Origin of the sequence: Dysgonomonas sp. Marseille-Q5470, from assembly GCF_951230145.1 — a bacterium.
In the GTDB taxonomy this organism is placed as follows: domain Bacteria; phylum Bacteroidota; class Bacteroidia; order Bacteroidales; family Dysgonomonadaceae; genus Dysgonomonas.
On the sequence record NZ_CATNVE010000012.1, the window covers coordinates 20,211 to 46,723 of the forward strand.

Here is a 26,513-nt window from a genome sequence, read left to right on the forward strand (position 1 = left end):
TCGATTTATTTGTTAGAATTCTAGATTAACACCAAATACATATGATTTGCTATGAGGATAAGTACCCCAATCTATACCTTGAACGGCTCCGCTATTTCCCCATTGATTAACTTCAGGGTCCATTCCAGAATAATTAGTCCAAGTCAGTAAGTTATTTGCTGTAAAATAGGGCTGTAAACGACTGATACCTAGTTTCGTCAAAACATTATTTTTTATATTATATGATAGAGAAACACTCTTCACACGCAAATAACTACCGTCCTCAATGAAATACGTAGAATTTTTCATATCAAATCGAGCTTTAGGAACATCCGTTATTTGTCCAGGGATTCTCCATCTGTTTAAAACAACGGTAGTCTGATTTTTATCATCATACATTCCTTCTGTTTCCATACGAGACGCATTGTAAATATCATTTCCGTAAGATCCCTGAATAAAAATGCTTAAAGAGAAATTTTTGTAAGAAAAATTATTTGTCAAACCAAATGTAAAATCTGGATTAGGATCTCCGATATATGTTTGGTCTCCCGGGCTAACTTTTCCATTTCCGTCTAAGTCTCTATACATAAGCTCTCCGGTTTCAGGATTTACACCATCACTTATATATCCCCAAAAACTACCTAAGGCTTTCCCCGGTCTGTTGTAAACAACACTAGCATTTACATGATCACTAGTTTTGCCATCATCGTACAAAGGCTTAGTTTGGAGTTTAGTCAATTTATTTTTATTAAATGAAATATTAAAGTCTGTATCCCAAGAGAATTGCCCTTGTATATTTCTAGAATTAACAGCAACTTCAAAGCCACTATTTTTCATTTCGCCCTCATTACGTTGTATTTTATCAATGGAACTTGCTCCTGTACTTGGCATAGTTACATTCATCAACATATCTGTAGTTTTCTTGTGATAATAATCAAGAGTTACATTCAAGCGACTTCCGAAACCTGTAAAATCAATGCCAACATTGCTTTGTGTTGTAGTTTCCCATTTAAGATCTTTAGCTCTTAAGTTATCTTGAATTAAGATTGGTACAGCATTTATATATTTATCTTCAAACCACGGTAAACGTTGTACTCTATATCGCTGTAAATAAGCATAATCATGAATACCAGACTGATTACCAGTCTTACCCCATCCTGCTCGAATTTTGAGATCATCTAACCATTCAAAGTTTTTCATAAATTCTTCAGAAGAGATCCTCCATGCTGCAGAAGTAGACGGAAATGTACCCCATCGACTATCTGGATGTAATCTAGAAGAAGCATCTCTACGAACATTTACAGTTAATAAATATTTACTATTATAGTTATAAGCGACACGGCCAAAATACGACATCATACCCCATTCTGATCCTGCACTTCCAGTATTATCCCATGCGATTTTATTAGCTACATTTAACGTCTGGATGTCAGAAGACCTATAATGGGATCCATTGATCCAACTATTAAGATACTCGGATTCAGTATACGAAGTCCCTAACATTGTCTCTAGGCTATGTTTGTTAAAACGCTTACTATAAGTAAGTATGTTATCAAAGGTTATTATAGAATTTCTATTTCTTTCATCTTTACCTGTACCATTTTGTTGACGTCCCCAACTTGTAGTTATCGGGTCTAGAAATGCTGTATTTAAACCATTTCTTCTATCAAGACTAATAGTTGACTTAAAATTTAGCTCAGGCATTAAAGTAATCAACGCACTTCCTGATAGAATTAGACGATCTTCTCGTTGTTTATCATTTTTGCTTCTCTCCATATTCTCTAATGGATGAGTTATATTTGCACCATTAAAGTCGTCATAGTACTGTTTAGGGTTATTAGGATCCCAAACAGGAGCATAAGTTGGTGTGTTTATTACAGAGAGGACAACCCCTCCACGATTAGATCCTTGTCCTGTAATTAGGTCATTTTTAGACCGATCTGAATAAGAAATATTTGCTGTAACCTTCAGCCATTTACGAACATCATTTTCGATATTTGCTCTAATATTGTAACGTTTATAAAATGCAGCATTTAATGTTCCTTTTTGATCAAGGTAGCCCGCTGATAAAAAATATTTCAATCTGTCAGTTCCATCAGAGACCGACACTTGATAACTTTGTGTACTACCTGTTTGATACGCTTCCTTAAACCAATCAGTTTGGTCTTTAAGCCCATCTGGCAATACATTTCCTAACTCTCTTTGCAACTCAACATATTGTTCTGTATTCAGAACCTTTATATTATTGATTACTTTATCAAAACCATATTGCGCATTGAATGTTATTTTAGGTTCTCCTTTTTGACCACTTTTAGTAGTAATTAATACAACTCCATTAGCTGCTCGTGAACCATATATAGCTGCAGCCGAAGCATCTTTCATTATCTGCATACTCGTGATATCATTTGGCGCAAGAAAATCGATCTTATCGACAGGCACCCCATCTACAACATAAAGAGGATCGTTACTTCCATTAAATGAAGTTGTTCCACGTACACGAATAGATAATTCACCACCAGGAGCTCCACTAGGCTCTATAACAGATACTCCTGCTACCTTTCCTTGTATAGCTTGTCCTGCAGATGTAATTGGTCGTTGATCTAAATCTTTAGTAGATACGGTTGATATGGATGTAGTAACATCTTTACGCTTTGCGGTTCCATAACCAATTACAACTAGTTCTTCGAGATTATTAACTTTTTCTGATAATTTTACATTAATAGTAGTCTGTTCTCCAACAGAGACTTCTTCTGTAGTCATTCCAAGTTGAGAAAATACTAAAATGTCTTTTTGATTAGCATTTAATGTATACATACCATCAAGATCGGTTAGCACACCTCGGGTTGTCCCTTTAATTACAACGCTGACAGCTTGTAGGGGTACATTAAATTCATCTACTACTGTTCCTGTTATTGTCAGCTCTTTGTTTTGAGCAACACCAAGAAGTGGACTTAAGCAAACTAAAAAGAAGAAAAACCAGTAGAATGGTTGCTTTTTACTACTACATCTTTTCTTAGACATGAGACTCTTAATCATGGTTATTAAAATTTTAGTGTTTTAGTATTAGAAATTTCGTTTCACTGTTAGTTTACTCTTTATCTTATAATATATCTATTAAGAATAAACTATATGTGAATAGAAAATCAATTGATTCAAAGGTATCCAATCAGATATATGGCATAAATTCTGGTGAGTATAAAAGTAGTTAAACAAAAACACAATGCACTGACAAACAAATTATTAAAACAAAAAAAGATATAAAAAAAGTAGTAAAAATATGTACTACATCATTATTATTATTCTATTTTATTGAAGCTATATTCAACCTTGCTTTTTAAAATATCAACTCTATTTTTAAATTTCACTCGATAGTTATAAGTATTTCCCACGAGGTAGAGTATTTACAATTGACAAAATTTAGCTGTTATACATTACTATAATTAGATTTAAACAATATCAGTTTTGAACATTTACACCTCCTCGTACAAAAAACAGCCGAATTCTAATAATATCTGACTGAGTAGGCCACAAGCTTTAGTCGTACTGTATCACTCTTTTAAAAATAAAGCTGAAAACAAAGAGTATTCTGAAATCAGACTTAGGCCGTCTATTTTTATAGCTAAGGCTGACTGAACTAAAAAAGATACAAAAGTAACAGCTTTTTGTATATATTTCTCTGTCACCTTTTTTCTACCCTTAAGTCATATATAGATAAATAATCCTGCCAATGATAATATTGACTGGATTGACTATTTTGAATGAATACAAACCCCTTCCGATTAATACTTCTTATTCAAATCTGAAGATTAATAAATAAGTTACCGAACTCCTCAAAGAGGACGTCAAAACATTTATAAAATAGAATTTGGAATAAATACCTATCTTTGATGAAAACATTTTGTTTTTATTAAAGAGAAATAGATATGACACCAACTAAAGATATAGAAGATATTAAAGACATAAAGAAAATGGTTGATATTTTTTATGGTAAGGTCAGAAGAGATAATTTAATTGGCCCTATCTTCAATGATAAAATACAAAACCATTGGCCGGAACATCTTGCTAAATTATACTCTTTCTGGCAAGGAATACTGTTAGGGGAAAAGACTTATGCGGGATTTCCATTCCCTCCACACGCACAATTGCCTATAGACAAAGAACATTTTGACCGATGGCTAGACCTTTTCACAGAGACAGTGGACAGTCTTTTCGTTGGGCCAATTGCTAATGAGGCTAAAAACCGTGCATATAAGATAGCTGATATATTCCAGGATAAATTAGCGTATATACGTGACAAGGCAAATAAATAACATGCAAATATTGTATAAAAATTAATCTCTATATTTGTACTTTATAAATTAAATAGAAAATAATTATGATGAAACCACGTCTGGGTATGAGTGCCCGAACAGGTGATAAATGTCCTAAAAGTGGTGTATGGAGAGCTATGGGAATAGCAGAATCTGTTACAATGTCTATATCTCGAGGAAATAGAATGCCTATGCATGAGAACAGACATATAAACTGGAAACTAATTATAATGTTTTAAGTCATGCTTTTGGGGACATGGTGTTACTTTTCTGATAGATGTAATTTAATTTTTCAAATTTTACAGAAGAACATCTATTTATACAATCAGAATTAATATTCCCTACAATAAGTATTCTTCGTTATAGAGTATCATTAATCAGGAAAGGAAAACTTCCGGAGTAATAAAACAAAAGGTAACCTTAACGGTTGCCTTTCTTATTCGTTACAAGACACTAGCTGTTTGTCCTTGAAAGAAATAAAAGTATTTAGATTGGCTTTATTTTAAGTTTAAAAACCTGATTTATTGTAATATAAATAAAATTATTTTTTATTTTCTTTGTAAAAAAGTCTAACTATGGAATCACAGAACGACGAGTACGAAGAATTAATCTGCGAAGAGATAAAGAAATTAGCAGCTATTTTCCTGAAAGAAGCAGGAGAGTTTTATCCTTTTGCAATAGGAATAGATACCTCTAAACAGATATATTCAATAGCTGCTTCAAATGAGGAAGAGTTTCCAGATTCTCAAACCTTAATTGATATATTAGAAAATAATATCCCTTTAGATATTATTGAAGGTAAATATTTATTGGGTGGAATATGTCTCGACATTTTTAAGTATGAAAATATTGACGGTATTCAAGTAAAAAAAGATGCTATCGAAATAAGATTTATTAGGGAGGGGTATTATAAAAGAAAGTATTATGTCTACGAACTAAGATCAAACGGAGATGCTATTTTTATTAAACCGAAATAAAAAATCCGAGCAATTCTGTTCGGATTTTTTAATATTGTTTGATATCTTATTTTTTACTGAGTGTTTCTAAAATATCAATTTTTCCTTTTTCACTAAAAGATGAAACTTTATCATTTTTGTTGATAATTACATTTATGTTATCCGTTTTAGCATCGTAATAAATTATAGTCTGAAAACTAGGGCAATCATGTTGTTTGCATCCAGAAAATTTATAAATACCACTCTCTGACACTATTGGAGTTTCAACATTAAAATTCTTAATAATAGCATCATATTCAGAGCCGGTTATAGTCTTTAGCCTATCATTAAATAATTTGTCTTCAAAAATTTTCACCTCTAAAGGATATTTTCCTTCATTTTTTACGATGATATTATTCGGGTCTAAAATCTTAATTTCTTGAACTGCATTATCAGAAATAGCGGAAGTAATTGAGTCCTTATTTTCTGAGATTTGATTGGATGACTGTTGCTTCTTGCAGGAGGTGGCTCCTAAAGACAATATTAAGGATATTGCCATAAATAATATTGGTTTCATAATTATATAAATTAAAGATTTAAAGCTAAAAATATAAACAGACAAAATCCAAGTGAAATAAAAAAACAAAAATTACAACTCCTTAACAATTTATAAACTACTTCATTATTCCCAACTAAATATTCCGGATACATTTCAAATCGCTTTTAATATTTTCAGCTATCGATTCAAAGAATTCAGCTAGTATTGTCATAATATCTGGTGTATCATCATGAGCATTTCAAGTCCATTTTAATATGAGACTTCTCACTTGATAAAGTTTTTGATTTATAGAACATCACATTTACTGTTTTGTATTCATTGATTAAACAGGTTTAACTCTCTGTTTAACTTTGCTTGCGCAAACGACCTAAAACCAGACCTCCCACAAACAAAAAAACACCTACAAAAATTATAAGTGCTTCTTCTGTGACATCGTCAGGATTCAAATATGAAACCTTATGATCGATCCGTAGCCTAAGGATAATCCTTTATTTATGCAGCTTTATAAAAAACATCTAAACAGGTTATAAACAATAACCGATTTTAGAAAGACTCTAATTCTATCATCAGCCTCGGATTGCATATTGTCGTAATATGTACTAATGCCGTTTTTTTAATTCATCAAACTTAGCATATATTGGTTTATCATTTTTCTTTTCCATATAATAACTCTCTTGCTCTAAATAATCATAAGGATATAATATTATAGCATCATCATAATCTTTATCTGTAGCAACCAATGTCATAAATCTAGCTGATTCAATAGATGCGTGAACATATCTTTTTATAGTATTAGAGTCATTCCTATTAATGAATTTAAGTGCGCTCATTATTATTGTATCAATTTTATCTTGTCTATGATAAAAAGCTTTATTGGATATATCATTCTTTGTTCAGTTATTTCTATTATCTTCCGAAAAACAACCTTTTAGTAAGAAAAAATAAGAATAAAAAGAATAAGAAATATTAAACATCCGATACTCTTATATTTATCATCTTTGCTTAACCTTTTATTATCCATGATAGTTTCTTTTATATTACTTATTTTAAATTCTAACTCATAGATGTATTTCCTAATATAAACCAGAGCTCTCTTTTCTTTACATAAAACCTTTAAACATTGCTATATAAATATTTCTTTAGTCTAAACTATTTCTAAACATTACTCTAAAATAGCTAAAAATTATTAGTTATGTTGTATAAACAAAGAAGCACCTACAAAATTAATTGTAAGTGCTCCTCTTGTGACCACGGCAGGATTCAAACCTGCAACCTTCTGATCCGTAGTCAGATGCTCTATTCAGTTGAGCTACGTAGCCGTTTTCCTTAAATGCGATGCAAAGGTAAAATAGTTTTGTTTATTATGCAAATATATTCTAAAGTATTTTCTCCTCAAAAGTGATTATTGAAGCCAAAATCAAGCTATAATATTGTTTTAAAGATGCTTATAAATACAAAATAAAATACATAAAATGCTTCGCTCAGCATTTACGATAAGTACATCTTAATATGCACTCTCAAACTGATCAAGAAAACGTTGATCATTCTCGGAGAACATACGAAGATCCTTAACTCTATATTTAAGATTTGTAATACGCTCCACTCCCATTCCGAGAGCATATCCCGTATATATTTTACTATCTATACCACAGTTTTCCAACACATTCGGGTCTACCATACCACAGCCTAATATCTCTACCCAACCGGTGTGTTTACAGAATGGGCAGCCTTTTCCACCACAGATATTACATGAAATATCCATCTCTGCGCTAGGCTCTGTGAAAGGGAAATATGAAGGACGCAAACGTATCTTGGTATCTGCACCAAACAACTCCTTCGCAACGAATAACAAAGCTTGTTTTAGATCAGCAAAAGACACATTCTTGTCTATATACAATGCCTCAACCTGATGAAAGAAACAGTGTGCACGATACGAAATAGCTTCGTTACGATACACCCGACCGGGACAAATAATGCGTATCGGTGGTTGTTGCTGCTCCATCACTCGGGTCTGAACAGAAGAGGTGTGTGTACGCAATACAATTTCAGGGCTTCGTGCAATAAAGAACGTATCCTGCATATCACGAGCCGGATGATCTTCCGCAAAGTTAAGAGAAGAGAAAACATGCCAGTCATCCTCTATCTCTGGACCTTCGGCTATAGAAAAGCCTAAACGACGGAAAATATCACAAATTTCTTTTCTTACAATTGATAGCGGATGGCGAGTACCAAGCTCGAGAGGCGTAGCAGTACGAGTAAGGTCGATTGCCTCATCCACAGTCTGAGAATTTTCTAAAGATTCTTTCAACTGATTTATTCGCTCCTGAGCCTTTTCTTTTAGTTCATTTAGTTTTATGCCTACCTCCCGTTTCTGTTCTGCAGCTACAGTGCGAAAATCGTTCATCAAAGCCGATACTTCACCTTTCTTACTAAGATACTTAATACGCAAAACCTCTATCTCATCTGCTTTAGAAGCTTTCAGTCCCTCAATCTCTGCCAACAGCTTATTTATTCTATCAATCATAAACTTCAATTATGAATTATACTTTTATAAGTTTTTCACTTTGGAATACAAAAATACACTTTTCTTTTTATTATCAATCATTTTAACACAGAAGCCACCCCAACTTTTCATCATCTTTACAAAACTAGAGTTTCACAATCTCACGTATCCGTTAAATCCAAAAAGGTTACAATTTCTCGCAAAATCAGACAAAACACAAACAGCACTATATCAAATACATAAACATCAAAAAAGCAACAAAAGTAACAGCTATCCGTAATATTAAAATTATCACTTTAATTTATTTATAAACAATAACAAATATCTTAATACTAGATAATTTAGCCTATAAGAAATAAAACAAATAGGAAATCTTGAATATTAAACTATATTTGTCATAATTAAACTACAGATCACAAAAATGAAGCTTATATACACTTTTATAATATCCACTCTTTTATTTGTCACACATAATCTGCATGCCCAGTCTGATATAGAGCGCATACAAAAACATCTGACTGCTATCACCAAAACAGAAGGATTTCGCAACTTTGAGCATACTGTAACACTCAACAAAGTGGCAGACTATATATTCACAGAATTTAGCCAATATGCAGATACAACATATTATCAAACGTATGCTGTAGACAATGTTAATTATAAGAATGTTATTTGTCGGTTTGGCACAAAACAACAAAAAGCGTTGGTAGTAATCGGTGCTCACTACGATGTTTGCGGAGAACAAGAAGGTGCTGACGATAATGCATCAGGCGTAACTGCCATACTGGAACTGGCTCGGTTATTTAGTCGATCAAACTTAACACGCCCCATAGAACTAGTTGCATATACCCTCGAAGAACCACCCTTCTTTGGTACTCAATCTATGGGTAGCTATATCCATGCCAGTGAACTGAAAAAATCCAATACTCCCGTTTATGGGATGGTGGCCGTAGAAATGATCGGATTCTTCAACGATGCTGAAGGTTCACAAAGTTATCCTTTTGCCCCAATGAAGCTTTTCTATGGTGATAAAGGTGACTTTATACTCTTAACAAAGAAAATGGGATATGGGCAATTTGTAAAAGATTTCTCCAAGCAATTTTACAATGCAAAAACAATTAAAACTAAAAGTCTGACAAGTCCCGGAATGATAAAAGGGGTAGATTTTTCAGATCATCGAAATTATTGGGCACTCGGTTTTGATGCTATGATGATTACCAATAGTGCATTTTATCGCAATCACAATTATCATAAATCGGGAGACAAAATGGATCGTTTGGATTTTAAACGAATGACAGGAGTTATTGACGCCATTTACTATGCGATTATCAACATCGACAAACCTACATCTGTGAAAAAGAAAAAATAGTGATTGATACCATGACTATAATATGGATAATCTTCAAATTCAATTAGGAATAAAAATAGTGGAAAATTTACCAGTGCATACATAGGAGAAGAATATAAAGATATCTAGAGACATCGATTATAAGTCGTTCTGCGGACTCTTAATGATCTCTAAAAGGGAAGTACCAGTAAAAAAAAACAATCTGATATGATAAAATTTTGTAATTTGATATATTTCAATCTTTATAAACTAGGGTTATTAATAAATGAAATATCGGTCTATCCGATATTTCATTTATTATTTAAAAACAATAAAAAAGGAGAAGAAGTCATTAAAGCAGTAAAAGAGGTCTCAGAAAATAAAAAGAATGGAATAAAGATAACTCTTGCTGGCATGCATTTTTATGCTCTAGTATATCTATTTATATTGGGTTCCATAAATTCTGTTTTAATTTGTTTGCAAGAAGTTAATATTGCAATAAATATAAACAATAAACATTTACTCTTGTTGTTAGGTGTTCCTTCATATATTTTTGCTTATTTTCTGATAGACTACAAAGATAGATACTTAGATTATTTTAAATATTTTGAGAAGTTTACAACTAAAAAGAAACGGATATGGGGATTTATAAGTCTTCTAACAGTTATCTTTTTATGGTTTTGGGGATTTGGGAGCTTGATACTCAGATTGATTTTGAATAATAATTAAATAACCCATCATCCCTTCGAATTTGCAATCCAATGATTAAAATCCTTACAAACTAGTCATGCCGATGTTGTTATTAATTGTATTAACTATCCCAATAGAAAGAATTAAGATTGCAGTTGCCATAAATATACTCTAGCACGATTTCTGAAAGTCTAATTTTCTTTAATCAAAAGAATACCACTAAGAATAGTACTTATCGCATCAGCTTTTTTTACCACCATCAGGTGATCCCCGCCCTCTACGGGAAATGCATTTCGTATATGTTCATAAGAAAAAATCTGATCTTCGGTTCCGTGTATATGATAGAGATGTTTACATTTATTTTCGGGCATCCAACCTACAATTTGCTCAATGGCCCACTTAATATAAACAGGATCAACAAAGGTCATTACCTCAGCCAGCTCCGATGTTGGCACATTATAAACAAAACGGTTAAAGAGATCCATTATAAGCTCTGTTGAAGCATACACGCGCATCGGAATGCGGTCTGCCACATTTGTTCTTTTAGCTGCACTTAATGCAGTGATGCGTCAAACTTTAAAGAGACCGGATTCGGTCTCTTTGCTTTTTTATATACTTACAACTATACAAACCTTAAAAAATTGACTAACAAAGCCTCCATTCAGAGATACTCAATTGCTATTTCTTAATCAAATTTTCCATCTCTTAGTAATAATCTAGACACCTTTTTCAGTACCTTTGCCCCAAATTAAATATAAGATAGATTAAGATATGGCCCACTCGTCATTATTAGAAAGACTTGATGCACTGAATATCCGCTTTGAAGAAATAGGCAAACTTATTACAGACCCTGCCGTAATTGCCGATATGAAAAGATACGTCAAACTGAATAAAGAATATCGCGATTTAGAAAAAATAGATATAGCACGTAGAGAATATAAACAACTACTAGCCATCATAGACGAAGCAAAAGATATCCTTGAAAACGAAAATGACTCTGAATTAAGAGAAATTGCAAAAGAGGAAATGGATGCTGCAAATGAACGTATGCCTAAGTTGGAAGAAGAAATAAAGTTTCTTTTGGTTCCGGCCGATCCTCAAGACAGCAAAAATGCAATCATGGAAATACGCGGAGGAACAGGAGGTGACGAAGCGGCTATTTTTGCGGGAGACCTTTATCGTATGTATCAGAAATACTGTGAAGTAAAAGGCTGGAAAACAGAGATTACAAGCGTTACCGAGGGAACTTCCGGGGGATTCAAGGAAATTATATTTACTGTAACTGGCGAAGGCGTATACGGCATTCTAAAATACGAATCGGGAGTGCATCGCGTTCAACGTGTCCCTGCAACCGAAACTCAAGGACGTGTACATACCTCTGCTGCTACTGTTGCCGTATTACCCGAAGCCGAGGAGGTTGACGTGGAGATAAACCCTGCTGATGTTGAAATGCAGACTGCCCGTTCGAGTGGTGCGGGAGGACAGAATGTAAATAAGGTTGAAACCAAAGTACAGCTAACGCACAAGCCGTCAGGTCTGGTCGTTGTATGCCAGCAATCAAGATCTCAATTAGCCAATAGAGAGCTTGCTATGCAAATGTTGAGAACAAAGCTTTATGATATAGAGCTATCTAAATATATGGATGCAATCGCTTCGAAACGTAAGACAATGGTATCGACAGGTGACCGCTCGGCTAAGATTAGAACATACAATTATCCGCAAGGAAGAATGACTGATCACAGAATCAATCTAACCTTATATAATTTATCGGCAGTAATGGATGGAGAAATCCAGCCAATTATAGATCAATTGATAATTGCGGAAAATACCGAAAGGCTTAAAGAAAGCGAAATGTAAAAAATAAAAAGTATTAGAAATAAGACAAAAGCGACTCTAATTTTGAAGATACAAATATGACAAAGCAAGAATTATTTGAGAATATTAAAAGAAAAAAATCTTTCCTCTGCGTGGGGTTAGATACCGATATAAATAAAATTCCTTCTTTTTTATTAGATGAAGAAGATCCTATCTATGCTTTCAATACAGCAATAATAGATGCGACTGCAAAATATTGTGTTGCTTACAAACCGAATGCTGCATTCTATGAAAGCCAAGGTGTAAAAGGGATCGTGGCTTTACACAAAACGATAGAATATATTCGCCTGAGATATCCTGATCAGTTTATTATACTAGACGCTAAACGAGGAGATATAGGCAATACATCAGAGATGTACGCCATGTCTGCATTCGAAGACCTGAAAGCCAGTGCTATCACCGTAGCTCCTTACATGGGAGAAGATAGCGTGAAGCCATTTATTAAATATGCCAACAAATGGGTTATTCTATTAGCCCTTACGTCTAACAAGGGTTCTTATGATTTCCAGTTGACAGAAGACAAGAACGGCGAGCGTCTTTTCGAAAAGGTACTCAAAAAATCTCAGGAATGGGCAACTGACGAGCAATTGATGTATGTAGTGGGAGCTACACAAGGAGAAATGTTCGCTGATATTCGGAAGTATGCACCTAATCATTTCTTACTTGTTCCGGGTGTAGGCGCACAAGGAGGAAGCCTTGCCGATGTCGTAAAGTATGGTATGAATTCACAATGTGGATTACTTGTAAATTCTTCTCGTGCTATAATTTATGCAGATAATTCTGTAGACTTTGCTTTTGCAGCGACGGCTGAAGCAAAAAAAGTACAAGAAGAAATGGCGACATATTTAGCAAAATTAATTTGATCATTTTATTTACGTCTATATATCAAAGCGTCTCTAATCTTTATCTCAAAGAAATAAATATAGTAATATATAGACATACAAATAATAGAACTCCGAAGTTGTTTACAGGAACGGCTTCGGAGTTTTTCTATTTAGATACTTAAGAGGCTATTGAACAGAAAAATAAGCCGACTAAAAAATTAACAAACTGAAACTAAAAAAAATTATATTTTTTTATAAAAAAGATACAACTTTTCCATTCCTTTGTAGCAAATTTCAATAATGAAATTCAGAATAATTGAAGACTAACTCATATAATATTCATTTTAATATTTTCAGCACGTTAACCTAAACAGGCAGATAGATGAAATCGCCTTTAAAGGGGTAGATAACAATAAAATTTACCTTTATATTCTGTAAGAAATAATTAATAAATACTTAATATAATATTGTCTATCTCTTTTGGCTTAACATCTATTTTTGCCTCTGCAATTTGAGATAATTTAAATATAAAGCAAAATTTATGTTAAAGAAGTATTTATTTAAAATTTTCATGTTTCTTACTTTTATGTCCATTTCCTCGCAGAGCGTATGGGCACAAAGTACACAAGTAAAAGGAACTGTATCCTCAGAAGGATTACCCTTAGTGGGTGTGAGTGTGTCTGTAAAAGGGACAACCATAGGTACAATTACAGACTTGGATGGGAAGTATACATTAGACGTTCCTAACAAACAGTCTATTATACGCTATTCATTCATTGGATATGAAACAGTGGAGCGTGTTGCCAATGCAGGAATTATTGATGTAACCCTTACTGAAAATGCCCAGTCGCTAGATCAGGTTGTAGTACTAGGTTATGGAAGCAATGCCCGCAAACAAGATTTGTCTGCTGCGGTAGGTGTTATAAGCAATGCTGATGAATTAACCGTTCGTCCCGTAAGCTCTACCGAAAATATGCTTCAAGGTCAGTTGGCCGGCGTAACCATTAGCTCAAATGGTGGAGACCCTACTTCTACTCCTAATATCGTAATTCGTGGACAAGGTTCTCAACTAGGAGATAACGTACTTTGGGTAGTAGATGGCGTTCCGGGAATGGCTATTGCTTCGATGAATGACATTGAATCGATTGTAGTGCTTAAGGATGCTGCATCGGCAGCTATTTACGGAGCTCAGGCTGGAGCTGGAGGTGTAGTCTTAGTAACCACAAAAAAAGCAAAGAAAGGCGAGCCGTCTCTTTCGTATGAGGGTATATTCGGTACACGTGAGGCTACTAATCTCCTTCAATCTTTAACTGCAGAACAGCAAATCGAAATGCGTAAAACCTCTTTCAGTAATGCAGGTCTCACATTACCTATTGGTTGGGATACTAGCCGCAACCCATATGTAGGAACCACACGAACTGATTGGATGGATGAAATTTTTAGAACAGCCGCATATCAACGTCATAATGTAACATTGAATGTAGGAACAGAAAGTTTTAAAAACCGTATATCATTTTCTTCTGACAATGATCAGGGAACATTGATCAATACTTTCAATAAGTCAATCAACCTCCGCTACAATGCAAGTATGAAGCTGAATAAGTGGGTAACAATTTCTGAAGATTTTGTTTGGAAAAATACACAAAGTCGAGGAATTGATACAGGAAGCGCTTATTCGGGAGCTATACTTTCTGCACTATATATGCCTCGTAGTGCTACAGTCTATAATCCTTTAGACGGATCTTATGGTGGAGTTACGACTGAAGACCCTGCTTATATTGCAAAATATGGTTCAAACTTTGCTGATATTCACGGAGACGCCATTAACCCTGTTCGCTTACTACTTGCTGATAATAATTACAACAAAACAAGCAATACATGGACAAATACAACTCTTGAAATTGCGAACATAATAGATGGACTAAAGTTTACCAGCCGCTTTTCATATAATTTAGAAAGTAATTATTATAAAAACTTTACACCCATCCGTGATGAGATAGGTAAACCCGATATGTCAAACACTTTGAACGAATCCACTTATCGCTCGGATCAGTGGAAAACAGAAAATACACTGACCTATGACGGAATATTTGGCAAACATTCGGTAAGCGGACTTCTTTCTACCACAGCAGACCATTATGAACAACGTGAACTTAAGGTATCAGGATCAGGATTTGCTGATGAATCAGATTTCTTACAATATCTGGCTTTTGCTGGATCTACAACAGCTCAAGATTATCTAAACGGCCCCGATGCCAATGTCTCACTGATAGCACGTTTGGCTTATTCTTACGACGATAGATACTTCATCACCGGATCGTGGCGCCGCGACTATGCCGGACGTTTACCAAAAGAAAACAATTACGGTGATTTTCCTGCAACAACACTGGCCTGGAAAATTTCGAGCGAAAAGTTCTTTAAGAAAACAGATCTTCTAAGCCTACTCAAGATACGCGCATCATGGGGACGTGTAGGTAATATCTCTTCATTAAATAGGAATTATAAATCACTGATCCTCAACAAAGAAGAAAACACAGGTAATAATTCCGGTCAATATGGTGTTCCGACAGGTGGCAAATGGGGTACAAGTGTATATAAAAATACAGCTATTAATCCGGATCTGACATGGGAAACCTCAGAGCAAATGGACTTTGGTTTAGACCTAAGTATGTTTAGAGATCGCTTAGCTCTATCGCTCGATTATTTTGACAAAAAAACTTATAATCTGATACAGGATCAAACTCTAGATTGGCCTACAACAATGGGGTTACAAGCGATGAAAGTCAATCAGGGAGAAGTGCGTAATAGAGGATTTGAAATACAGGCCAACTGGGCTGACCATATCAACAAAGACATATCTTACTTCGTGTCAGGCAACTTCTCTACTTTGAGAAACTGGGTATCTGATATAGGTGTGAAAAATGCAGACGGAACACCAGGGGTATGGACAGATAATACTACATTCCGAAATCTTCCTTATTTGTATCAAACTGCGCAAGGACAGCCTTTGAATTCTTATTTCTTAATAAAGACGGACGGAATTTTCCAAAGCGATGCAGAAGCCGCAGCATATGTAGACAAAGACGGAAAACGTATTCAACCAAATGCTGTAGCGGGAGACTTGAAGTTTGTAGACTATAATAATGATGGAGTAATCAACACTGCCGACCGTCAATATTGTGGCAGTGCAATACCTAAAACAACATTTGCTTTTACTCTGGGCTTCACTTACAAGAAAGTATCATTGAGTGCTATGTTTCAGGGTGTAGGTGGTGCACAATCGTTATATGTAGGTAAATACATGACTTTGAGTGATGTTGAAGGCAACTTTAACCGCTCAAACGAAATATTGAATGCATGGAGTCCGACAAATACATCATCAAATATACCACGTCTATCAAAATCGGACCCTAACGGCAACTTCGCCACTGCGTCAGATTGGTATTTGGAAGATGCTTCGTATGTGCGCTTCAAGAACTTGACTATTTCTTATGACTTGAGCAGCATACTACGCAAATCATCTCACCTTGCCCAACGCAACAGCAATATGTCTGTTTATGTGAGTGGAGAGAATTTGTATACATTCACCAACTACTCAGGAATGGACCCTGAAACAGGAGGATGGGATGCAATTAAATACCCGGTATCCAGAGTTCTATCTTTAGGAGTAAAACTTACATATTAAAATAATATTCAATACTAATTAAATAAACCGGCAGATCATTCTAATTACAGATTTGCATTAATAATCAACGTATATGGATAGCAAAAAAATTATAATTGCATTAGTCTTATTTGTTCTGGCTTTTAGTTCCTGTTCCGACTTTTTGGATGTTCAATCGGAAGGGAATCCTACTACCACTTCTTACTTTAAGAACGACCAGCAGGCTATAGATGCAATAACAGCTTTATATAAACCTCTTCACAGAGAAACATCATATGGTCGTGACCTATTTTGGGAACAAGGCGCTGCATGCGATATCGTTTGGGGACGTACACGTGGTTTTCCTACACTGGCTACTTTTGCTTATACGGGAGACGAAAGTCCTTTGAACAATAACTTCACTCTATTTTATGAAAATATTGCTTATTCCAACTGGGTAATTCAGGAGCTATTGAAAAAGCAAAAGAGTACAACTCTAAGCAGCATCGAAACCCGAAGCCTGGGAGAAGCATATTTTATGCGTGGGATGTCTCACTTCGTTATGGCATACAGATATGGAACCAACGAACAGGGAGCACCATTTGTTCGCTACGAAGATTTTCCGAGCGGTTATGATAACTCTATCCCTCCGCAACAAGCATCTGTTGTAGACAACTACAAGTACATTATTGAGGATATGGACAAAGCAATCACTTATCTTCCAAAATTTGAGGCATACGCCGACGAAGACAAAGGTCGTGCACATCAGGCTGCTGCAGTGGCTTACAAAGCTAAGGTTTATGCTTATTGGGCAACATGGGACGAAACTCAATGGAAGAATGTAATAGATATGGTAAATTCGTTGGAAACAAATTACGGACGTGCACTAGCTCCTACATTCGCCGAAGTATTTTCTTCCGATTTCTCTAAATTCTGGAATAGTGAATATATCTGGTCTATTCCTTCGGATGGTGGAGCAAACGGTGGTGGTAGTGAGTTTCCCGGAGTTGTTCTCGAAAACAAAGGTTGGGGTATCTTTAATGGTTGGGGACAGAACAAACCATCATACGATATTTATGAAGAAATGTTGAAAGATGGAGTAGGAAACGATCGTCTGAAACGTTCTATCCTTGAATACAATCAGGAGTTCGAGTTCTGGGGTACAACTCGCAAATTCTACTCAACATCAGATATAGAAGCTGGGTTTATGATTAATAAATATATGGACCCGTTCAAATATGCAAATGCATCTGAAGCCGGTTATGTGAATACAAGTGGAGACTGGCCTACTGCCCGTATCAATTTCCCACTTATCCGCTTTGCCGAAATGCTTCTATTCCGTGCCGAGGCTTATCTGATGACCAATCAGGCGGATAAAGCCAAAAAGGATATTGATGCGGTACGTCAAAGATCAAATCTTGCCCTTCTCGATCATACACCAACAATGGCTGATTTGTATCATGAGCGTCGTTGTGAGCTGGCCTTTGAATTCACAGACCACCTATTCGATTTGAAACGTTGGAATCGCTCTTCGAATGCCACTATTAAGGCTTTAGCTAACAAAGAGTTGAATTCTCATCCACGTGTACGTAAATATGCTAATCGCGCGAACCCTGAATCAATATTTGAAATCGCAGATTATCAAGATTATAAGATAAAGAATCCATATCAGGATTATATGATGGTATTTCCTTATCCGGCAGTTCAAGTTACCAAATCGAATGGTAAGCTGACACAAAATAAAGGATATCAATGATCTTTTTGAACAAGAGCAATATTATCGATTGACAAGCTCTTCAATAATTTAACAAGCAAGGCAATACGAGAAAATAATATTTTCGACTATTGTCTTGCTTTATTTTAAATCCGAAACTCAATTCGGAAACACCTCTACTCTACCCTACCCAATTACCTTATAGGAACTCCACAAGACTCCGAAAAATCTTTATAAAATCTTTATACCACATCTATTTTCTTTACAAAATCCTTACAACTTTCACTATAGCTTTGTATCGTACTTAAAATGAATATAAAATATGGAAATAATTTATATCATCGGAGCAATTATAGCTATCCTCATTCTAGGATATCTCATTTATGTATTAATAAAACCCGAAAAATTTTAATGATAATTGATATGGAAATCAATGATTATATACAAATCTTCCTTTTTCTATTTTTACTTATAGCGTTGACACCTATATTGGGTTCATTTATGGCCAAAGTATTAAATGGAGAGAAAAATATATTAACTCCGATATTTAGCAAACCGGAGAAGTTAATATACAAAATATGCGCAATAGATACAAACCTATCAATGAATTGGAAGAAATACACCATGGCATTGTTACTATTTAACCTGATAGGATTTCTCTTCTTATTCTTAGTATTAGTTACTCAGCAATGGCTACCATTAAATCCTCAGCAGATAGGGAATATGAATTGGCATACTGCATTTAACACTTCTGTGAGCTTTATAACCAATACGAATTGGCAATCATACTCAGGCGAAACAGGACTGAGCTATTTCAGCCAAATGATAGGACTTACAGTGCAAAACTTCTTAAGCGCAGCAACAGGCATTGCTGTTTTGACTGCACTAATACGTGGAATAAAAGGGAAGACAACAGATATACTCGGTAATTTCTGGGTAGACATTACCCGTTCTACACTCTATATCTTACTGCCTTTATCCATCCTACTTGCAGTCTTATTGACCGGACAAGGAGTAATCCAGAATTTTGATAGTTACACCCATGTCACAACCCTACAAGGAAATACACAAGTTATACCACAAGGTCCCGCAGCATCTCAGATTGCTATCAAACAGTTGGGAACTAATGGAGGAGGCTTCTTCGGGACAAATAGTGCTCATCCGTTTGAAAACCCAACACCTTTTTCCAACTTTCTGCAACTTTTATCCATTTTGCTTATCCCTGCGGCTTTGACATACACTTACGGAAAAATGGTGAAATCACAAAAACAAGGCTGGGCGATATTTGCAGCTATGTTTATTTTATTGGGAGCAGGCCTTTTTGTCTCTTTATATTCCGAATTTCACCAATCGGACGTTTGGCACAATATGGCTTATATGGAAGGGAAAGAAACCCGTTTTGGAATAACAAATAGTGTGCTGTGGTCAACAGTCACAACTGCTGCATCCAATGGATCGGTTAATGCTATGCATGACAGCCTCACTCCTCTTTCGGGAATGGTAGCCATGATAAATATGATGTTAGGCGAGGTCATTTATGGCGGAGCTGGTGCAGGCTTATATGGTATTGTCATATTTATTATACTCACTGTATTTATCGCAGGCCTTATGGTTGGCCGTACTCCTGAGTATTTGGGTAAAAAAATAGAAGCTTTTGAAGTGAAAATGGCTCTCATAGCAATACTTAGCCCTTCTATTGTTATTCTATTATTTTCAGCTATTGCATGCTCTATTCCGCAAGGACTGTCGAGCCTGAATAATGGCGGTTCGCACGGATTATCAGAAATACTGTATGCCTTTACTTCTGCCGCAGGCAATAATGGTAGTGCCTTTGCCGGACTCAATGCATCTACAGTTTTCTATAATCTCCTGATAGCTTTGGGGATGCTTATCGGACGGTTCGGTATTATCATTCCTGTGCTTGCGATAGCAGGAAGTCTTGCTGAAAAGAAAATCATCCCGGTGTCTCAAGGGACGTTCCGAACTGATAATCTATTGTTTGTTGGATTACTCATATCAATTATTATCATCGTTGGAGGTCTGACATTCTTCCCTGCTTTATCGTTAGGGCCAATTGTAGACCATATCCTAATGCAAAACGGAGTTCTATTTTAAAAACAACAGAATAATGAAAAGTCAAAATAATAGTTTCTTAGATAAAAAGATATTGATAGAGGCTATCAAAATGTCCTTTATCAAATTAAATCCGAATTTATTAATCAAAAATCCGGTTATCTTTATTGTTGCTATCGGAGCTTTACTTACAACCATCATTGTTTTGAAAGGAACGATAGACGGAGTATTCTCTACTTTCAACTTACAAATAGCAATATGGTTATGGATAACCGTTTTATTCGCTAATTTCTCGGAAGCTATTGCCGAAGGGAGAGGCAAAGCTCAGGCTGAGAGTCTGAAAGCCAATCGTTCCCGAACTAAAGCCCGCCTTCTGAAAGATGGAAGGGAAGAAATTGTAGCTGCCGAAAATTTGAAAAAAAATGATGTTGTAATCTGCGAAACCGGAGATATTATTCCATCCGATGGCGAAGTGATAGAAGGAATAGCAACCGTAGATGAGTCGGCAATAACAGGAGAATCAGCTCCTGTAATCAGAGAAAGCGGAGGTGACCGAAATGCAGTAACGGGAGGAACAAAGGTATTAAGCGATAAGATTATTATTAGAATAACTTCCGATGCCGGAAATACATTTATCGACAGGATGATCGCATTAGTGGAAGGAGCGAAACGGCAGAAAACACCAAACGAGATTGCCTTGACTATTTTACTTTCGGGACTTTCTATTGTTTTTCTTCTTGCAGTGGCCACACTACCTTCTTTTTTCGGTTATAGTCTACATGAATCAGGGCTACCGCAATCAAACAATTTGAGCTTGCCCGTACTAATTGCCCTTTTGGTCTGTCTCATTCCTACCACTATCGGAGGATTGCTGAGCGCAATTGGTATAAGTGGTATGGACAGACTTATGAAGCATAATGTAATAGCGACTAGCGGACGTGCAATAGAAGCCGCAGGTGATGTGGATGTGTTGTTGCTGGATAAAACAGGAACAATCACTTTGGGAAATCGTATGGCGACCAATTTTATTCCCGCCGAAGGTGTAAGCCTAAATGAAATAGCCAATGTGGCACAACTATCTTCTCTGAGTGATGAAACACCCGAAGGTCGTTCGATTGTCATTTTGGCTAAAGAGAAGTTTAATATTCGGGGGCGTGACCTTGCGGGAATAGAAGCGGAATTTATCCCTTTCACCGCACAAACCCGAATGAGTGGTGTAGATATAACTGTTGATGGCAAGATACAAAAAATAAGAAAAGGCTCTGTAGATGCGATACGTTCTTTCGTTTTTAATAATAACGGCTTCTTCCCTGAAGATATAAAACAGGAGTCAGATGAGTTGTCACAACAGGGAGCCACTCCTCTGATAGTAGCAAGGGATAACAAGGTGTTAGGTATTATACACCTGAAGGACATTGTGAAAGGGGGGATTAAAGAACGCTTTACCCAATTACGAAAAATGGGAATAAAAACAGTGATGATTACCGGAGATAACCCGTTAACCGCTGCCGCCATTGCAGCAGAAGCCGGAGTAGATGATTTTTTGGCTGAAGCAAAGCCGGAAGATAAACTTAGAAAGATAAGAGAAGAGCAATCCAACGGTCATCTGGTGGGAATGATCGGTGATGGCACAAATGATGCTCCTGCTCTTGCCCAATCGGATGTTGGCATAGCTATGAGTAGCGGCACACAGGCTGCACGGGAAGCCGGAAATATGGTCGATCTGGATAGCAACCCGACTAAGCTGATAGAGGTAGTCGAAGTAGGTAAACAATTGCTTATGACCCGCGGAGCGTTAACCACATTCAGTATAGCCAATGATGTAGCAAAATATTTTGCAATCATTCCGGCAATAGGTGTTACATTATATGCCGGAATATCAGGTAGAGGAGCTTTATCTGTATTGAATATTATGAGTTTGTCTTCTCCCGAAAATGCAATTTTAAGTGCAATTATATTCAATGCTCTTATAATTATATTTCTGATACCTCTGGCTCTGAAAGGAGTAAAATACAGAGCTGAATCACCATCCAAGTCTTTGCTACGTAATCTTTGTATTTATGGGCTTGGTGGTATTGCAACACCATTTATTGGAATCAAACTAATAGATATGTTATTACAAATATTCTGAACAAAAATGAAAAGTCAATTAATTATATCATTAAAAATATTGGGAATAATGACTCTACTTTTAGGCGTTATTTATCCTTTGTTCATAACCGGAATTGCTCAATTAACTTTTCCGTCAAAGGCAAATGGATCATTAATTGAAGTCAACGGTATATTGCGAGGTAGTGAACTAATTGGTCAAAAAACAGATACAGTGATCTATTTCAATCCCCGACCATCAGCGACAGATTATAATACGCTGGCATCGGGAGGTTCGAACCTCAGCCTGACAAGTAAGAAGCTATACGAACTTGTGCAATTGCGAAAAACAGACATCACAACAAAGAATAAATTATCTAATGAAACCATCGTCCCGGCAGATTTGTTATTCGCTTCAGCTAGTGGATTAGATCCGCATATCTCGCCCGAGGCAGCAAAGATACAAATACAACGTATATCTGAAGCCCGAGGGTTTTCGGAAGGACAAAAACAAAAACTAAATATGTTGGTAGATAAACTGACAGAGTCACCTCAATTTGGTATATTCGGATGCAAGAGAGTAAATGTTTTTATGCTAAATTTGGAACTGGATAAGTTGAAATGAAAATGGAAGAAAATCGTCCTGATCCTGATAAGCTTTTAACTTCGATAAATCAGGAAGAGGAAACCAAGAAACGTGGGAAGTTGAAGATATTTTTCGGAATGTCACCCGGTGTAGGCAAAACCTATTCGATGCTACAAACGGCACATATAGACTTGTCTAAAGGAGTTGATGTGGTGGTAGGATATATAGAGTCTCACAACCGACCGGAGACAAGCGCTCTATTAGAAGGTCTCGAAATTATCCCCCGTACAAAAATAGAATATAAAGGAACATCTCTTGAGGAGATGGATTTGGATGCCATTATTTTGAGACATCCTTATCTGGTTTTGGTAGATGAGCTTGCACATACCAATGCAGAAGGAAGTCGCCATGCAAAACGTTATCAGGATATACAAGAATTACTCGACAATGGTATAAATGTATATACTACTGTCAATATCCAACATCTGGAGAGTAGAAACGATACCGTAGCCCAGATAACAGGGGTAACCGTTAAAGAGACCATTCCGGACGAATTGTTTGAAATGGCGGATGATGTGGAGTTGATAGACATTACCCCAAATGTTCTTCTCGACCGTTTGGCAGAAGGCAAGATATACGGATTACCGGAATCGAGAGAAGCCGCAAAAAACTTTTTCAGGAAAGGGAATATAACAGCATTGCGTGAGATGTCGCTTCGCCTTGTTGCCGACAGGGTAGATAAACAGCTTAAATCTTACATGCAGCAGAAACAAATAGCTGGTCCGTGGAAGTCGGGGTTGCATCTGCTGGTTCTTGTAGGGCCAAGTAAATCTTCTGCCAAGCTGATACGATGGGCAAAAAATTTATCATATACGATGGGTGCAGACCTCGTCGCTTTGCATGTGGAAAACACACAGGTATTGAATGAAGAGCAACAAGAACAATTATCTAAAAATATTGATCTTGCCCGAGAGTTTGGAGCAGAAGTAATAATAACCTCAGGAAGCGATCTTGTTTCCACAACACTCGACATTGCACATAAAGAAAACATTACGCATATTATTATTGGTAAATCGGGCAAACAGAGTTTCTTTTCATCACTATTTTCTCGTGACAACTTTGTAAATCGGTTACTGAAAGAAAGTGGAGAAATAGACATTTACGTTATAGAACCGGGGTTTGAAGCAAAACAATATAAAAGAAAGTTAGTTTCTTATCCGGATTTTTCATCGTCATACAAACATTACATCATAGCTTTTATAGCTGTATTGACTACTGTTTTGCTTTGCTTGCCTATTGTTAGGGAGACCGGCTATCAGTCAATATCTTTTATTCTGCTATTTGTAATCCTCATCCTATCCATGTTTTTCCGCCTAGGTCCTATCATGATGGCTTCGGCTGTAAGTGCAGTAGCATGGGATTTCTTTTTCATAACACCCCAATATACATTAAAGATAACTCAACCCGAGGATTTACTCGCATTCTGTATGTTCTTTGCGGTAGCATTAGTGACGGGAACGCTAACAGCTAAAGTACGTAAACAAGAACGATTGACACGGAAAAGAGCCGAGAAAACAAATGCTTTGTTTCACCTGACGAAACAACTTGCAAATGCAGAAAATACGAAAAAAATTTTAGAGGTTTCTAAAGAAGATATAAACAACTATTTTGGCGTAGATGCATATTTTCTTCTTCAAGATGGAGAAGGCAGATTAAAGAAAAAACAACAAAATGCGAAGCCGGGAGACTTTACGGAATCGGAATATAGCATTGCACAATGGGTTTTCAAACATTCGAAAAAGGCAGGAAAATACACTGACACTCTTTCTTTAAGTGAATATACTTTCTATCCTCTGAAAGGAATGAAAACCAAAGCGGGAGTTGTTGCGATAAAACCTAAAAAGAAATTTAACGGAGAGACTGAGCTATTTTGGGATACATTCCTTACACAGATATCGAATACGTTGGAGCATCATGATCTTGCTCAACAAGCAAAAAAAGCAAATCTGCTTGACGAATCAGATAAGTTGTACAAAACATTGTTCAACTCTATATCGCATGAGCTAAGGATTCCGATTGCTACGATTATGGGAGCATCTGACACTCTCCTAGCCGACTCACATCCCGAAAAAGTACGGAAAGAGCTGTATAACGAAATACTAACAGCATCGGGACGGCTGAACCGTCTGGTAGAAAATCTATTAAACATATCGCGCCTCGAAACAGGGAAGATAACATTGCATACCGATTGGTGCGACATGAATGATCTGTTTAACAAAGTAACAGATAATCTACGAGACGAACTGAAACCTTACCGCTTGGATATTGTTGTGCCGCAAACAATGCCTTTAGTCAAACTCGATTTCGGGTTGATGGAACAGGTATTGCATAATTTGGTTTACAATTCGTGTAAATACTCAACCCCTGGAACATCAATCCGATTAAAATCTTTCTATGATAATGAATATCTGATTATTCAGGAAATGGATCGGGGACCCGGTTTTCTCCCTGACACACTACCTTTTGTCTTCAATAAGTTCTTCAAAACAGAACATAAGACAACAGGGGGATTAGGTTTGGGGCTATCTATTGCGAAAGGATTTGTGGAAGCCCATAAAGGAACAATAAGTGTAGAAAACAGGCAGAATGGAGGGGCACGTTTCACAATAAAAATACCGACAAAAATATCTTACATAAACGAACAAGCAGGATGAATACAGATACAATTCTGATTGTAGACGACGAAACTCAAATACGCCGCCTGTTGGAAATAACTCTTTCGGCAAGTGGATACAAAACGATAGAAGCAAGCACGGGTAAAGAGGGTCTTCAGATGGCGGCTTCATACCAACCCTCACTTATTATCCTCGATTTGGGCTTGCCTGATATCGACGGAATAGATGTGTTGAAAAATCTGAGAGAGTGGTTCTATAAGCCTATAATTATTTTATCTGTACGCAATTCGGAAGAAGATATTGTACATGCTCTCGATAAGGGAGCAAATGATTACCTCACAAAACCTTTTAGAACAGGAGAACTGCTTGCCCGCATACGAGCATCACTAAGACAGGGACAAACAGCAAACGACACTCCTATATTTCAGATCGGAGACCTCTCTGTTGATGTAGCAAACCACATTGCGAAGAAAAAAGATGAATTATTAGACCTAACGCCAACAGAATTCTCATTACTAAGTTTATTTGTTAAAAACCAAGGATGCGTCCTCACCCATCAGTATATACTCAAAGAAGTATGGGGATATGGTTATGTAGAGCAAACCCAATATCTGCGTGTGTTTGTTGCCCAATTGAGAAAAAAGATAGAAGACAATCCCACTAAACCTACTCTATTAGTTACCGAATCAGGTATAGGATATCGGTTCGGGTTATAAATATAAGCCCCGCCTT

General features: G+C 36.3%; 20 protein-coding genes and 1 tRNA gene. 15 read left to right on the top strand and 6 right to left on the bottom strand.

What is annotated here, in order from left to right:
• Positions 1–12: 12 nt before the first annotated feature.
• The gene (locus QOX35_RS15490) at positions 13–3,000 is read right to left on the bottom strand and encodes a SusC/RagA family TonB-linked outer membrane protein (RefSeq protein ID WP_283687707.1); all 2,988 of its coding nucleotides are present in this window, start codon (positions 2,998–3,000) and stop codon (positions 13–15) included.
• Positions 3,001–3,902: 902 nt separating this feature from the next.
• Here QOX35_RS15490 and QOX35_RS15495 point away from each other — a divergent pair.
• From QOX35_RS15495 to QOX35_RS15505, 3 genes are all read left to right on the top strand, one after another.
• Positions 3,903–4,289: a group III truncated hemoglobin gene (locus tag QOX35_RS15495; RefSeq protein WP_283687708.1), complete on the top strand. Its 387-nt coding sequence runs from the start codon at positions 3,903–3,905 to the stop codon at positions 4,287–4,289.
• Positions 4,290–4,354: 65 nt separating this feature from the next.
• On the top strand, positions 4,355–4,528 hold the full coding sequence (locus QOX35_RS15500) for a hypothetical protein (protein WP_167755472.1): 174 nt from the start codon (positions 4,355–4,357) through the stop codon (positions 4,526–4,528).
• 336 nt (positions 4,529–4,864) lie between these two features.
• The gene (locus tag QOX35_RS15505) at positions 4,865–5,266 is read left to right on the top strand and encodes a hypothetical protein (RefSeq protein WP_283687710.1); all 402 of its coding nucleotides are present in this window, start codon (positions 4,865–4,867) and stop codon (positions 5,264–5,266) included.
• A 46-nt stretch (positions 5,267–5,312) separates the two neighbouring features.
• On the opposite strand, the gene QOX35_RS15510 is transcribed toward QOX35_RS15505, so the two are convergent.
• From QOX35_RS15510 to pheS, 4 genes are all read right to left on the bottom strand, one after another.
• Complete coding sequence (locus tag QOX35_RS15510; RefSeq protein ID WP_283687711.1) at positions 5,313–5,801, bottom strand: Ivy family c-type lysozyme inhibitor; 489 nt, start codon at positions 5,799–5,801, stop codon at positions 5,313–5,315.
• Between the two features lie 581 nt (positions 5,802–6,382).
• On the bottom strand, positions 6,383–6,613 hold the full coding sequence (locus QOX35_RS15515) for a hypothetical protein (RefSeq protein WP_283687712.1): 231 nt from the start codon (positions 6,611–6,613) through the stop codon (positions 6,383–6,385).
• Between the two features lie 415 nt (positions 6,614–7,028).
• A tRNA-Arg gene (locus QOX35_RS15520) sits at positions 7,029–7,102 on the bottom strand.
• 185 nt (positions 7,103–7,287) lie between these two features.
• Positions 7,288–8,307, bottom strand: coding sequence for a phenylalanine--tRNA ligase subunit alpha (gene pheS / locus QOX35_RS15525; RefSeq protein ID WP_283687713.1), 1,020 nt, complete (start codon positions 8,305–8,307; stop codon positions 7,288–7,290).
• Between the two features lie 400 nt (positions 8,308–8,707).
• On the opposite strand from pheS, the gene QOX35_RS15530 reads away from it, so the two are divergent.
• A complete protein-coding gene (locus QOX35_RS15530; protein WP_283687714.1) occupies positions 8,708–9,655 on the top strand; it encodes a M28 family peptidase in 948 nt (315 codons plus the stop codon).
• 186 nt (positions 9,656–9,841) lie between these two features.
• Positions 9,842–10,342 (top strand): hypothetical protein, encoded by a 501-nt coding sequence (locus tag QOX35_RS15535; protein WP_283687715.1) that lies wholly within the window; start codon positions 9,842–9,844, stop codon positions 10,340–10,342.
• A gap of 152 nt (positions 10,343–10,494) precedes the next feature.
• Here QOX35_RS15535 and QOX35_RS15540 read toward each other — a convergent pair whose 3' ends face one another.
• Positions 10,495–10,836 carry a hypothetical protein gene (locus tag QOX35_RS15540; RefSeq protein WP_283687716.1) on the bottom strand — a complete coding sequence of 114 codons (342 nt, stop codon included), beginning with the start codon at positions 10,834–10,836 and terminating at the stop codon, positions 10,495–10,497.
• Between the two features lie 238 nt (positions 10,837–11,074).
• On the opposite strand from QOX35_RS15540, the gene prfA reads away from it, so the two are divergent.
• From prfA to QOX35_RS15590, 10 genes are all read left to right on the top strand, one after another.
• Entirely contained in the window at positions 11,075–12,160 is a 1,086-nt protein-coding gene (gene prfA, locus QOX35_RS15545) for a peptide chain release factor 1 (RefSeq protein WP_283687717.1), read from the top strand.
• Between the two features lie 56 nt (positions 12,161–12,216).
• Entirely contained in the window at positions 12,217–13,041 is an 825-nt protein-coding gene (gene pyrF, locus QOX35_RS15550; RefSeq protein ID WP_135107302.1) for an orotidine-5'-phosphate decarboxylase, read from the top strand.
• Between the two features lie 502 nt (positions 13,042–13,543).
• A complete protein-coding gene (locus tag QOX35_RS15555; protein ID WP_502846775.1) occupies positions 13,544–16,687 on the top strand; it encodes a SusC/RagA family TonB-linked outer membrane protein in 3,144 nt (1,047 codons plus the stop codon).
• 73 nt (positions 16,688–16,760) lie between these two features.
• Positions 16,761–18,401, top strand: a complete 1,641-nt coding sequence (locus QOX35_RS15560) for a RagB/SusD family nutrient uptake outer membrane protein (protein ID WP_283687719.1) — start codon at positions 16,761–16,763, stop codon at positions 18,399–18,401.
• Between the two features lie 280 nt (positions 18,402–18,681).
• Positions 18,682–18,771 (top strand): K(+)-transporting ATPase subunit F, encoded by a 90-nt coding sequence (gene kdpF / locus QOX35_RS15565; protein WP_283687720.1) that lies wholly within the window; start codon positions 18,682–18,684, stop codon positions 18,769–18,771.
• Between the two features lie 11 nt (positions 18,772–18,782).
• Positions 18,783–20,474, top strand: coding sequence for a potassium-transporting ATPase subunit KdpA (gene kdpA / locus QOX35_RS15570; protein ID WP_283687721.1), 1,692 nt, complete (start codon positions 18,783–18,785; stop codon positions 20,472–20,474).
• Positions 20,475–20,487: 13 nt separating this feature from the next.
• Positions 20,488–22,563, top strand: a complete 2,076-nt coding sequence (kdpB, locus tag QOX35_RS15575) for a potassium-transporting ATPase subunit KdpB (protein WP_283687722.1) — start codon at positions 20,488–20,490, stop codon at positions 22,561–22,563.
• A gap of 6 nt (positions 22,564–22,569) precedes the next feature.
• On the top strand, positions 22,570–23,145 hold the full coding sequence (gene kdpC / locus QOX35_RS15580; RefSeq protein ID WP_283687723.1) for a potassium-transporting ATPase subunit KdpC: 576 nt from the start codon (positions 22,570–22,572) through the stop codon (positions 23,143–23,145).
• A 2-nt stretch (positions 23,146–23,147) separates the two neighbouring features.
• The gene (locus QOX35_RS15585; protein ID WP_283687724.1) at positions 23,148–25,820 is read left to right on the top strand and encodes a DUF4118 domain-containing protein; all 2,673 of its coding nucleotides are present in this window, start codon (positions 23,148–23,150) and stop codon (positions 25,818–25,820) included.
• The gene (locus tag QOX35_RS15590) at positions 25,817–26,497 is read left to right on the top strand and encodes a response regulator (protein ID WP_283687725.1); all 681 of its coding nucleotides are present in this window, start codon (positions 25,817–25,819) and stop codon (positions 26,495–26,497) included. The genes QOX35_RS15585 and QOX35_RS15590 overlap by 4 nt, the downstream gene beginning before the upstream one ends.
• Positions 26,498–26,513 lie beyond the last annotated feature (16 nt).